This is a genomic window from Yersinia sp. 2545 StPb PI (assembly GCF_052217125.1).
Lineage (GTDB): Bacteria > Pseudomonadota > Gammaproteobacteria > Enterobacterales > Enterobacteriaceae > Yersinia > Yersinia enterocolitica_E.
This window is the reverse complement of sequence record NZ_JAZGPY010000001.1, coordinates 4,342,684-4,355,704: the sequence shown is the minus strand read 5'-3', so window position 1 is coordinate 4,355,704 and position 13,021 is coordinate 4,342,684. Positions and strand designations below refer to the sequence as shown.

The window sequence follows — 13,021 nt, the reverse complement described above, 5'->3', positions numbered from 1 at the left end:
GCTGTGCCCTTCGCTGGCAGGCAGCGAAGGGCGGTAACATTAAAACTTAGTCCAGCCGCCCTGTTCTGCGACTAATGCGACACTCTTAATTCGTGTCTTTGGCCTGAGCAGAGGGCCTGTTGAAACGCCAGGTGCCTTTCCTTTGATTTTAAATACCGAGACAATTTCTGTTAGTTGACGAGCCTGCTCTTCCAGCGAGGCAGCAGCAGCAGCAGATTGCTGCACTAAGGCGGCATTTTGCTGCGTGACGCTGTCCATTTGAACCACCGCAGAACCAATTTGGCTGATCCCTTTACTCTGTTCGGTCGAGGCTGCGGCTATTTCGCTCATAATGTCATTTACGTTGCTGACTGAGCTCACGATTTTGTCCATCGCATCACCTGCTCGCGTCACCTGTTCAGACCCGGATTTAATATTTTTAACTGACTCATTGATCAGCACATCAATCTCTTTTGCTGCCTGTGCGCTGCGTTGCGCCAAATTTCTCACTTCACTGGCGACAACGGCAAATCCCCGGCCTTGTTCCCCTGCTCGTGCTGCTTCGACCGCGGCATTTAACGCAAGAATATTGGTTTGAAACGCAATACTGTTGATGACGCCAATGATATCGACGATTTTATGTGAGCTGCTGGTAATTTTCGTCATGGTGGCAATGACGCCACTGACAATTACGCCGCCCTGTTGTGCTTCCCGAGTGGCCTGGTTCGCCAGTGTACTTGCCTGACCGGCATTATCTGCATTCTGCTGAACGGTTGAACCGAGTTGTTCCATGCTGGAGGCGGTCTCTTCCAGCGCCGAGGCTTGTTCTTCAGTTCGGGAAGACAAATCGGTATTTCCGACTGATATCTCACTAGAACCCCTGTAAATCGAATCCGCACTGTTGCGGATTTCAAACACCGTTTTGGCCCAGTTATCCTGCATCTTGTTAATATAAGGAATTAACTGGCCAATACAGTTTCTACCCTGATCTACGATGTTGTGGTCAAGTATGCCTTGTGCCAGAGATTCAAGATGAGCTTTTACTCTGTTCAAAGGCTTAACGAGAAAGTTAACCAGATAGCGGTCGGTTGTTACCATGATCAGCACACTGATTAATAACGCACTGACTAGGATATATTGACACCACACTAGCCATTGGGAAATCCGCTGATTTGCTTCTTCATTTAGGGATATAATTTTTGCGTTGTATTTGTCTATCGCTGCACTGAAGTTCCGTCTTAACGGAAGATATTTACCTGTTTTTATTACTTCAAAATTGTTTATATTTTTCTCTCTTGCTGATTCAAACATCGGCAAAACTGCACTGTTATAGAGATTAAAAGAACTGTTATAAATATCATCTATTGTGGTTGAGTCAATTTTCCCATGATCAATAGTTTTAAATTGACTGAGCCCATTTTTAAGGCCGTCTAATTCGGTAAGAGTTGCCTTCATCTCAAGATCGAAAACTCCAGTGTCATTTTTCGCCATTGCTCCCATAGCACGTTCCATCGCTGTTGTCGCGCGGTAGTATTGTGCATTGGCACTATTAATAATATCGCCATTTTGCTGCTGAGTATGGGTTACACCTAGCTCTTGGTTTAATTGCTGAAGAGAGTATAAAGCAAAGCCTGATGCCCCGGCCCACAACAGTGAAAACACGATGAGAATGAGTATAAGTGCCGTTCTTATTTTAATATTTTGTATGAATCTCATGTTATTAAACCTCAAATGTCGGACACGGGAAAGATACCTTGGAAAGGCAGTTAATAACTAATTTCGGTGTCTATAAAACAGTTGAGTAAATTGTTTTATATTTCATCTTTATTATTATCGGCGGTTGAGATTTTATCTTGAGTTGTTTTTTTGTTATAGAGTAAATAATGTGTTTTTAATGAAGTGATAAAATTATATTTATACATTAGGCCATCAAGATTAGACCTATTAGCTCACTTGATTAAATGAGTTGGTTATAATTAGTACAATAAATAAAAGGTGAAATACTCATGTTTATCATGATCTAATGTGGTTTATTAAATTTAAAATTGAATTGCTCAATAGATATCACATAACAAATTATCAAGAAGTGTCATTCTTTATAAGACTTAATTATTCAAAAATAGGATGTGTTTTCTGAATAATTTGAATTTATGGGCACGGCCAATATCACTTTCTTCTTGGAGAAATCAGCACGATTGGAAAAGTTAAAGATCAAAGTGACATTATTTTAGGGTGGATTCACTGAGTTTTTTGAAAAACTTGCCGAAAACTTATAAATTTCATAACACAGGTATGATTTATAATGACAGAATTAAATATCTATGGGCAAGCACTGGGCAAATCATTACCCGACTGGTTGCCTCGAACAACTCCCCAACGGATTATCCTCAAAGGAGACTATTGCCTCCTTGAACCTATTGATATCAAGCATAGCAAGGATCTATTTGAAGCCTGGCACAGCATTGATGACGAGCGTGACTGGACTTACTTTCACATTAATCGCCCCATCACAATTAGGCAATGTGACCATTATATTGCCTCTCTTAGTGCAAGTAAGGACCCTCTCTTTTATTCAGTCATCAATTACTCCACCGGAAAAGCAGTAGGTTTTATCGCGTTACAACGCATTGACCCCGAGAATGGGGCGGTAGAAATCGGTTGGATTAACTGGTCACCGTTGATGAAACGTACTTTATGCAGCACTGAGGCAATATTTCTTTTGCTATCCTATGCGCTGGATACTTTGCAATACCGGCGATGTGCGTGGAAGTGTGACAGTTTGCACCAGCCAGCGATTCAAGCGGCAGAACGCTTGGGATTTCAATACGAAGGTACTTTCAGACAAATACAAGTATCCAAAGGGCATAGTCGTGACACCCGTTGGTATTCTATTATCGAGAGTGAATGGCCAGGGATTCGGCGAGCTATACAGCTTTGGCTAAGCTCAGCTAACCTGGATGACCGGGGTAAACAGAAGCAGAAATTGGCCGAGTTTATGCCAGTGACAGAAGAGTAGTTATTTTCAATTAGCGTAATGCTGGCTTCACATCACCGAAGCCAGTGTATGGCATCTTATTGTTTATTATAGTATAAATCGTAATTCTGGTTAGTTATGCTGCTCATTTAGAGGTTAGCGTCAAATCATGGGGTGATTTTACTCAATGTGAGACGTAATAGTCATTTTGGTCTTCAATCAGCGCAAGGATTGGAAGACGATGTAGAAAATAGTTTGGCTATATAATAAATTGATATTGAAAGTTATTTTTTGTGTGACTTTTCGATGATGTAGTGAGCACAAAATCTCTACATGAGTGAGTGACAGTGCGGAGTGTCCTACCATTTACTGCCGAATGGTATTTGTCAGCCTGGGTGCACAAAACGGAAATCGATAACGCCTAATGCTAGAGCTAAAATGTGGAAGCAATACCGCCATCGTAGTACTACATGAGATTTATGGTATTAATCCGCATATCAGGCGGGTGTGTCATGAATATCATGCGATGGAGAGGGACGTTTATTGCCTCAATCTTATTGGGCGTGATGAGCCATTTAGCTATGCACAGCAGAATGAGGCATATCGCTATTTTATTGAAAATGTAGGTTTTGACACATCCCATATCGTTACTCTGCTCCAGACTCTGCGGCCACAGTATGACAATCTTATCCTCGTAGGATTTAGTGTTGGAGCCACGCTTGCCTGGCTTGCGGCCAGAAGCGGGTTATGTGCAAGGGTTGTCTGCCACTACGGTTCACGTATCCGCGAGCACAGCGATATTGCGCCACCTTGTCCAGCCCTTGTCATCCTTGCCCGACATGAGGCTTCTTTCGACACGACAATCCTGCAAAGTGAACTAAAAAAATATCCTAATGTTGATAGCCGCATATTCAGCAGCCATCATGGGTTTTGTGATGGGGATAATGCCAACTTTGATGCAGAAAATGCCGATCTTGCAACTAGATTGGTACACCAGTTTATAGGGTAGCTTTGAAAAAATGGGCAAGTTTTCCATTAATACTCTAGCCCGCACGATTAGCGACTACTTTTGCGGTAGTGTATGTCCTATTACGTTAATGAGGCGCGCGGCTACTGACTTTCTTCTCTATATTATTAAATAATAAACATTTAAATTGTTAATGCCATATTTTCTACAGATACTACGACGATAGCCACTGACGGTTTTATAACTGAGTGATAACCTTTTTGAAATCTGAACAGAATTTAAACCTGATATAATACATTGTAATGTTTCATTTTCTCGTTTAGTTAATTTATTTTTAACAAGATTATCGTCATCAAGAGGTATGAAATGACCGCCATAGCGGTTGTGACATATTGTCCCTATTGTTTTTTTGATGTAAGGCATATTACTTTTTCTGTATATGACTGCATGATATATATTAGGGAGGTTAGACAGGTCAGAGTAGTTGTCACAAAATAAAATAATCCCTACATTGTGGGATGACTTTATTTTAATTAATAGATCATGAACTTCACTATGTTTGAATCCAGTAATGTCAAGTAGTATCAGCTTGAGTTTCCCATCTATATTTTTTATCAGTGAGGGAATAGAACGGTAAACCCTTATTACTGAGTCTTCTGAATGTTGGTATAGCACATCATTCAATAGTATTTTGAAAGAGAAAGACATAAGCCCGCACTGACTGAGGATAAAATAGTTCATATAATAATTCCTTTTATTTTTAACTAATGAATGAAAATAAGAAAATCCACTGCGAAATAGTGATGTATTTACTGATGATACTCTCGGAAAGATAAATATAGCCGTAGTGAACATCATTGCTAAAGGCCAAAAATCGCCATGCCTTCCCCCAATAATGCTTCGCTGGAAACAGCGGCTATCTAAAGGGAAAGTCAATTAGCCTGCCAGAAAAAGTGATAGCTAAGTTTATTAGAACTTAAGATTTCAGCTATTTGTAGCAGGCCATAATCATCTGATTTTTATTTACTTATATCTAATATAGAAATCTAGATTAGAAATTATATTTCACACCTAGCATTACAGCGGTATCACTGTAACCTTTGTTGCCGATTTGCTGGGCAACATTACCCCACAGGTTAACTTTTTTATTGATTTGGCCTTCAACACCCACTTTTAATTCACCGATATTGGCGGCCCCATCTTGCTTCACTGTCACGTTATCCATAGTGACACCAAAGTCTTTGGTATTATGGATCCAGTTTGCTTCTACAAATGGCTGAAATACTCGGTCTTTACCTTTATCCTGGCTGCTATAGCCATTCATAAAGGCTTTCACACCCAGACGGGTCTGAATATTGCCATCACCTTCACCAGAGACATTCGTGCCGTTAGCTTCTTTATGGTCGTCAGCTTTCACACCCATCCAGGTCACCTGCGCTTTAGGCTGGATAAAGTAGGTGGCATTTTTAGCGGCATTTTCACCGATTTTGAAGGTATAACCACTCTCAACCGAGGCAGTTATCCCCTTAGACTTATATTCTTCAGTATTCAAATCTTGACCGTCAACGGTGTTGTTGAACCAGCTGTATTGCGCCCAACTGTCGACATATAAGCCGGACTTATCGGCCTCGTTGGCATACCAGGTCCCGTAGACACCGGCGCTGTAACCGTCAGTTGACCCTTTAGCGTTGTAACCGGACACTTGTGAGATGGTGGTGCTTTTGCTGTTACCATACCCAGCCATAACGCCCAGATGGAAACGGTCCATGTCGTTATTGCTCCACTGAGCAATATCTCCGCCTAATTGCAGCACATAACGGTTAGCCTGTGTGCTCAGTTGATCTTGAGAATCACGGAAACGGTTATGCCCACCCTCGTTACGCAACCACATACTGGTTACTTTCTGTTCGCCAGTCAGTGCGTCGATATACTGAGTTTCGCCCAAACGATCATGCAAACGAGTGACAAACATATTATTAGCCGAGGCTAAGTTGGCAGTATAGCCGCCAGCTTCTGGACGCTCAGTCATAGCAGATGGAACTGTTGGGTCTGAAGGTGGCGTAGGAATAACAGCATTAGTCAGATACCAGTTATTGGCATTAGCATCAGAACCGCGCATCAATGAATAATCATAAGCACCGGCAACGATACGATCCTTTTGAATAAACTCACCGTCAGATAAGCCATTAACCTGAATCAATTCAATACCGTTTAACGTTGTCGCGCCAGTGCCACCCGCGTTAGTCACGCTGACGAAGGTGTTCCCTGAAGTGTTACCTTCGACGATCATTTTATCCGTTATGGAGTTGTCGTCATTTAATTCAGTATTAAACAATAAGTTACCGTTATTACCAATATAGTCACCATGGACAGTTAATACGTCGCCTGCAATAGGATTGGAGAAATTAATTGTCCCGGCGTTAGTCAGCTCAGCGACGTCAGAACTTGCCATCATATTCCACATGGCGCGACTATCAATATTCACCTGGCCGCCATTACGTGCAAGACCATTCCATTGTGTATTGTTAATGCTGAGATTAGCTTGGCTACCTAAACCTGACTGGATATCACCATTTAAAACCATATCGTTTGCATTAACATTAACGATACCAAAGTTCGCCAGGCTAGCATCGGTATCTGCATTTATTAATATGCCATTGTTAATAACACTACTGTTATCAAGGACTGCATTGATGGTGCCACCAAGAGCATTAAATGCTTTGCCGTTTTGACTATGTATATTGGCATTCTGTTGATTCATAGTCACAATTGCTTGTGTGTTACTATTCACTGCATCAGCGTTATTACCACTAGTAACTATATTGGTATTAGTCACATTAACAGTGGTCCCACTGTCATTAGCCTGAACAGCATACGCATTATTACCCACCGTACTGATGTTATTGCCCTGACTAATAATAGAACTCGCGGAACTGGCCATCATGGCTACTGCACCATTACTGGCTGTACTGATAGTGCTACCCGTAATATCAGCCTGGCCGCCTAAAACTGCCTGGATAGCAGTATTATTAGCGCCGAGGGTTTTAACCGATGCTCCTGGGTTAATAACAATTTTACCACCTGGCCCTCTCGCACTTACTGCGGTTGCCTGATGAGTGATAATTTGCGTATTTCCACTGACAGTAGCTAAAGATGATCCATTACCATTCAGTTCAGAAGAGACTAGCGCAGTACCCGCCCCGAATGTTTCCAGGGTACTGTCGATGATATCAAATTGAGTATTTGCACTATTTGTTGTTTCAACGAAGACCGCAGCGGCAGAGGCTCCACCGGTACTGGCGTATGAGCCGGTCATGCTCCCTCGTGAACCATTTGCTATTTGTAAAGCACTGGCACTTGAGCCAAGATAAGCACCTGTTGTTGTCAATCTAGAGTTATTGATAATTACTGAACTATTATTAGCAGCTATACCCTTGCCACCGGCACCTGTTGCTGAAATGGTACTGTTATTTAATGAAATTTGGCTATTAGAGACCAGTGACAGGCCTGAGGCATTTGCCCCTGAAACTGAAATATTTGCGTCATCCAAGTTAACACTGGCACCAGTTTGCGCATACACGCCGTGTGAGCCAGTCCCTGTAGTGGTTAATGTACTTCCGTGTAAAAAATCGACACGTGAGCCTGCCCCAGAAGCATATAAAGTATCAGCGGCATTACCCCCAGTCGTTAATGTGATATCACCGTCAGCAATTAATACGCCACCATTTGATACCGTTGCTGCATGCCCAGAAAAATCGTTAATCAAGCCAGTATCTACTACTGTCCCATCAGGAGCATTTACAGTTGTGCCATTTACTATAATTTGGGAAAAAGCAGGCGTTGTTATTGATGTAAAGGCAATAGCGATTAGAGTTTTTTTAAAGGCAGGCATATTATATTTCTCATTTTTTTAAGTAAAAATATGTTTATTAACAAGTAGTTATATTATTGGTGTTTTTAATGTAATTGAATCGTTCTCGATAACCATTTTTACTTTCGTAAATATGGAGTGTAGGCTACGCCACAGTGTATTTAATATTATATGGCATACTAATGATTGAGTTTTTATATCATGCTGTGATTATAGCTATAATTTATTTTGTTAAATATAGGATATGATACATATCGCTGTAGGAATTTTCTTGATTTGTTTTTTTGTAAAATGACATGGAAAATTTCTTTAGTATTATTTAACTAAATGATTAACATTTCATATCTACGAGGGGAAACCTATTTTTGTATCTAATGGGGGGATATTCTGGCGTTGACGTATTTTAACACTTATCCATTTGAGTTTTGTAGGAGAGTGAGCCAAGAACAATGTCTTCTAACTGAAAATAGACATTGTTGAGCATCAATGCTTAACGTCCTCTCAACTTGTCATTTTAAACGTAAATTATCTTATTAAAAATACAAAAACAAATGAGGAAACTATAGATGCGATAAATATAGAGATGCCGATTAGTATATCAGTCATGAGATCATTCATAATGAATCCCTGTTAAAATCACTCTAGCCTATTTTAATTTACGAATATATTGTCAACTTAGCGGCATTAGCATCCACACTATGCACCAGCGAGTAATCATAAACACCCTCCACGATCATGCCATTTTGAAAGCTCACTGTTAGAGCCAAAGCCATTAAACTTAATCAGCTCGAAACCATTTAGTGTCTTTTCACCACGATAACTAAGGTTATTTAACCTATCCGCTGTTATCTAATGGTGCTAACGTGCGATCACATAGGCTGCACATTAAACAGTATCAATTAAACAGACAGTTTGATTAAACTTTATTTAAAACTAAAATAGCCTACAGTTTTATACGTGATAGTTATGATTAACATCAGCTGTGTGGAGGATTTGAATAGTAAGAAATACTAAAATGTTAACACAGTTATAGGATTGGAAAAATAACGAGTCGTCACTCACCGATCTCATTATCTCCAGTTCCTATTATTTGCTAAAAAATGAATTTTCCTACAAAAATAACAGGAATTCCAATGTATTTATATTGCTATTTTAGCTGGAATAGTTAATTATAAATTTTTAAGTTATACCTGCGTTTATTTAAGTTCCCCTGTATTGATTGACAGATGGATTAACCACATCAATAGGGCAAAGCGTCGTGTTTATACGTCCCTTATTGTAATCAGAGAGTGAATAATTAAAAACTCATCACTATATTAACCATTGTTGCTGCATGTAGATCTCCTGCTTTGGCTCAAAATGGAGACTTTTATGAACCTAATACTTCTGCATCACAAACCAGTGTAAATGATGGTTTTATTGCATATGGCTTTCAATGTAACATCTGATAAACTGGAGCATCTCTTTATCTGGCAGGTTAATCGATACGCTAATTTCATGGTCGATATTTTCTGGGTATTATTATCCTCTGGAACCTACGCTGGTATTGCAAATAGGGTATCAACTGCCATAAACGCCAGATAATGTTCGCAGTACGTGCTACTGCGAGGGGGGAGATATTCTACGCTTAATCAATATGCCAATGAAATTGGTAGGAAATGTTAATGTCCACTTGAGGAGTTCAATGTGTCTTTGAGCAAAAATTACTTATATCAGGCTGGAGCTACCCAGGTAAGATGGGCTAGCGAGTTATTTTCGGCCTCTATTTTATTATTTTGTGGACTAATACTCTATTCAGTTAATTTGTGCGCGGCACAATCTCTTCCCCATAACGACTTACTCACTAAACCCGGCGATGTTATTCAAATTAAGCTCAGTGAGTTGCATCCGACCCAAATAACCGTAGGTAAGCTCCAGATTGCAGGTGATTTGGCTGATTATGCTAGCGATTCAAAGCACTTATTCAACGATTTGTGTAAAGTTCAAGGGGCAGGGAAACTGGCTAAATATAGCCTGTCATCAACACCGAAAGATCCCACTTCATATACCTGTAAACAGGCTATAGGAACCAATAAAGCTGATATGAACACGGTTGATATCGGACCAATGGGGAAACTTTACCTGACTGATGGTCATCATGCATTTAACAGCTTTTGGGATGCACCCGGTGGTGGCGGTGATGTGACCTTAAGCGTACTGGTCGGGCAGAATATAAGCCGTGACAACGACGGAACGTTATTTACTCAAGCTCAGTTCGAACAACAGATGACTGAACTTAAACATTTTCTCCCTATTGATGCCGAGGGGAAACCAATTACGTTCTCTCAATTGCCTGCAACCCTGGGCACGAGTGCTTTTCAGGACGATCCATATCGCTCAATACTCTATTATCTACGCGGTATATCTTACGATAAGTCTGATAAAAATCTTAACCCTGAAACGGGTAAGCCTTATAAAGAAATACCTTTCCTCGAGTTTTATTGGGGACAGCTATTACGCAGTAAGATGGATTTAAAACGTTATAATTTGCATAAGCAAGATGACTATATCAAGGCTCTGGAAGACGCCGCAACCCTGATGGTGAATGTACCCAAGCAGCAACTGATAGGGCATTCAGGTCAAACGGCAAGAGCTTTAGGCCAGCTGAACAGCATTGATGAAAAGCGTTTAGATAAACTGGCGAAACCAGATTCTCAATTAGCGAAGGCACTTAATTATCAGTCAACTAACTGAGTTATAAAAATAAGATCTTTGTTGAATAAATCGAACTTTTAGCCCTAATCAGGTTTGGATCACCACATTTCTGATGATATTGCAGTATCTCGTGGCAAAACAAAGGTTCGATATCATCCATTGGACAGCTTACAACAAGGCGCTCATCAGTCGCGGCTTGCTAACATTCTGGCTGGATGAGTCGGTCATCTAGACTTGGTGTCGATAGGAACAGGTGAGTTCGGTTGATATGGGGATGAGAATAATAAAAATAACGGAAAGATTTCAGCTGGCCCTGCCGGGCAGGGCCAAACCGTTTAGCACGAGATCAACTTAAATCGACATCCTTATGCCCGAAAAGCCACGTCAGGATAAACCCGGAAATATACGAAATAACCAGACCAGCCACATACACCAGCATCCCGGCGAAAATACCTTGGGCTGATGTCATCAGAGGAATAGATACCAAGCCAGATGGGCCAAACACGGTATTCAGGCCCACCGGTAATCCCAACCAGGCAACAAGGCCAATAAAGAAGCCGCCGACAGCACCGCCTAAACATGCGGTAATAAAAGGCTTCAGGCGTGGTAACGTTACGCCATAAATAAGCGGCTCACCGATCCCCAGTAGCCCAGGGAAAATAGCCCCTTTAATCTGTGTCCGCAGGACTGAACCTTTTGGCGAACGAGCATAAAGTGCCAGTGCCGCACCCACCTGACCGGCACCCGCCATGGCCAGAATAGGGAATAATGAGTTAAATCCTTGTGCATCCATTAAGGCGAAATAGACCGGAACAAACCCTTGGTGGATACCAAACACTACTGCAATCAGGAATAACCCTGCCAGAATGGCAGTACCAAACGGGTTACCATTCAAATGCATAAACAGCCATGACATCCCCTTAAACAGCTCGCCACCCACTGGCATGATAACAACGAAAGTGATTGCTCCTGTAGCGAGTAACGTTATCGCCGATGTCAGGATCATATCTAGATTATCAGGGATAAAACGGCGCACCTGTCGCTCAATCCATGCGCCCAAGATACAGGCCAACAGAACCCCAATGATATTGCCGCGCGGATCAATTGCCAGACCAAAGAAGTTTTCCATGCCACCGTAGTAGCCGACGGTACCTTCCGGCACATAGCGTAAAATAAATAGCGAAGCGATAATTGCGCCGTTGACCCCCGTCCCACCAAAGGCTTGCTGTGTATTAAAGCCAATCAGAATGCTAAGGAAAGTGAACAAGCCGATGCTAAATACTTTCATGTATGCAATCAGTGCCGCCAGCCATGGAGACTGAATAACGCCGTCCAATGCCAGTGTCTGCTGGAGTAATGTTGCTATCCCCAATAGTAATCCTGCGGCAATGAACCCTGGAATGAGTGGGGTAAAAATGGTGGCGAATTTGGCCAGAAAACTATGAACAGCGCTTTTTTGTTTCGCTTTCATTTGCTGTTTTGTCTGGCTGGCTAGCACCTGCAAATCAACATCCTGAGCACTTTCATGTCCCTGCTGCGGTTCAGAACCCAGGAGCTTGTTCATCATCTCGCTGGCGGTCTGGGCTTTGCCCGGCCCGAGAATGATTTGCAGTTGATCATCGCTGTTCACCACCCCCATCACTCCAGGGATTTTTTTCAGGTCGTCATGTTGTATCAGTTGACGGTCTTTTAAGGTGAGACGGAGCCTTGTCATGCAGTTTCCGCAGACAATGATATTTTTACTCCCGCCCGTGAAGAGTAAAATTTGGTCTATCGTAGTGCCGGTTATTTTCGCCATAGTTATACTTTAATCTCCTGTAGCGCTTTACCGATAAATCCCTTATTTTTGTTAAGGATAGCGCTAGCTTCCTCAGCAGACATACCACTTAGGATCATCATAATGGCTGTTTTACAGTGTCGGTTGTACTCATTTCACTATTTTGATTACAGGAAATAGCCACTACGCTAGTGCCAACATGGCGTGCATAGGCCATAGCCCCCAATACATAAGGTGTGCGGCCACTTGCTGCAATGCCCACTAACACATCATGTGCATTAAAATTGAGGTTATGCAGGTATTGCTCACCCATTTTGCGGCTATCTTCTGCATTTTCAACTGCCTGTAAAATAGCAGTATTACCGCCAGCGATCAGCCCTACGACCATTTCTCGCAGCGTACCATAAATTGGCGGGCATTCGCTCGCATCCAACATCACCAAGCGACCAGAAGTGCCTGCCCCACAGTAAATTAATCTGCCACCTTGCGCGAAAGCAGTACCTCTTTTTTGTTTTTATTATTTTGGATGGGTTGGCTAACCCCCGAGCTGCTCTTCAAAAAACGAATACACGGCTATTCTGGTAATAACTCATCCACAATATAAGGACATTGCTCATGAAGAGAGGTGTCTCCGCCGCACAAATCATCAATATGTCGAAAGATCTCTAAAATTGAATAGTTTGTTTGCGCGGGATGCTTACAGGGGGAAATCTATTGAAATCGTGTCAGTAATGGATAGGGAGTCGGAGCGGAAATAGA

The 13,021-nt window shown here is 41.7% G+C and carries 8 protein-coding genes and 1 pseudogene; 4 read left to right on the top strand and 5 right to left on the bottom strand.

Annotation, left to right across the window (positions count from 1 at the left end):
* Window positions 1–39: 39 nt before the first annotated feature.
* Complete coding sequence (locus tag V1955_RS20205) at window positions 40–1,695, bottom strand: methyl-accepting chemotaxis protein (protein WP_442821329.1); 1,656 nt, start codon at window positions 1,693–1,695, stop codon at window positions 40–42.
* Between the two features lie 586 nt (window positions 1,696–2,281).
* Between V1955_RS20205 and V1955_RS20200 the strand changes: the two genes are divergently transcribed.
* Window positions 2,282–2,995, top strand: a complete 714-nt coding sequence (locus V1955_RS20200; protein WP_083161044.1) for a GNAT family N-acetyltransferase — start codon at window positions 2,282–2,284, stop codon at window positions 2,993–2,995.
* A gap of 382 nt (window positions 2,996–3,377) precedes the next feature.
* Window positions 3,378–3,962 carry a dienelactone hydrolase family protein gene (locus V1955_RS20195; RefSeq protein ID WP_372559955.1) on the top strand — a complete coding sequence of 195 codons (585 nt, stop codon included), beginning with the start codon at window positions 3,378–3,380 and terminating at the stop codon, window positions 3,960–3,962.
* 117 nt (window positions 3,963–4,079) lie between these two features.
* Here V1955_RS20195 and V1955_RS20190 read toward each other — a convergent pair whose 3' ends face one another.
* Window positions 4,080–4,661 (bottom strand): helix-turn-helix transcriptional regulator, encoded by a 582-nt coding sequence (locus V1955_RS20190; protein ID WP_442821328.1) that lies wholly within the window; start codon window positions 4,659–4,661, stop codon window positions 4,080–4,082.
* Window positions 4,662–4,971: 310 nt separating this feature from the next.
* The gene (locus V1955_RS20185; RefSeq protein ID WP_442821327.1) at window positions 4,972–7,236 is read right to left on the bottom strand and encodes an autotransporter outer membrane beta-barrel domain-containing protein; all 2,265 of its coding nucleotides are present in this window, start codon (window positions 7,234–7,236) and stop codon (window positions 4,972–4,974) included.
* An 82-nt stretch (window positions 7,237–7,318) separates the two neighbouring features.
* On the opposite strand from V1955_RS20185, the gene V1955_RS20180 reads away from it, so the two are divergent.
* Complete coding sequence (locus V1955_RS20180; RefSeq protein ID WP_442821326.1) at window positions 7,319–7,834, top strand: hypothetical protein; 516 nt, start codon at window positions 7,319–7,321, stop codon at window positions 7,832–7,834.
* Between the two features lie 1,643 nt (window positions 7,835–9,477).
* Complete coding sequence (locus V1955_RS20175; RefSeq protein ID WP_442821325.1) at window positions 9,478–10,524, top strand: ParB-like protein; 1,047 nt, start codon at window positions 9,478–9,480, stop codon at window positions 10,522–10,524.
* A gap of 307 nt (window positions 10,525–10,831) precedes the next feature.
* On the opposite strand, the gene murP is transcribed toward V1955_RS20175, so the two are convergent.
* Complete coding sequence (gene murP, locus V1955_RS20170) at window positions 10,832–12,283, bottom strand: PTS N-acetylmuramic acid transporter subunit IIBC (RefSeq protein WP_083161034.1); 1,452 nt, start codon at window positions 12,281–12,283, stop codon at window positions 10,832–10,834.
* Between the two features lie 2 nt (window positions 12,284–12,285).
* Window positions 12,286–12,758 (bottom strand): annotated as a pseudogene (locus tag V1955_RS20165) (N-acetylmuramic acid 6-phosphate etherase); the annotation flags it as partial.
* Window positions 12,759–13,021 lie beyond the last annotated feature (263 nt).

What these genes read in the sequence shown, in the direction of transcription:
- V1955_RS20190 (WP_442821328.1), bottom strand. Translation starts at nt 4,661, where the DNA reads ATGAACTATTTTATCCTCAGTCAGTGCGGGCTTATGTCTTTCTCTTTC.
- V1955_RS20205 (WP_442821329.1), bottom strand. Translation starts at nt 1,695, where the DNA reads ATGAGATTCATACAAAATATTAAAATAAGAACGGCACTTATACTCATT.
- V1955_RS20195 (WP_372559955.1), top strand. Translation starts at nt 3,378, where the DNA reads ATGCTAGAGCTAAAATGTGGAAGCAATACCGCCATCGTAGTACTACAT.
- V1955_RS20185 (WP_442821327.1), bottom strand. Translation starts at nt 7,236, where the DNA reads ATGACCGGCTCATACGCCAGTACCGGTGGAGCCTCTGCCGCTGCGGTC.
- V1955_RS20200 (WP_083161044.1), top strand. Translation starts at nt 2,282, where the DNA reads ATGACAGAATTAAATATCTATGGGCAAGCACTGGGCAAATCATTACCC.
- murP (WP_083161034.1), bottom strand. Translation starts at nt 12,283, where the DNA reads ATGGCGAAAATAACCGGCACTACGATAGACCAAATTTTACTCTTCACG.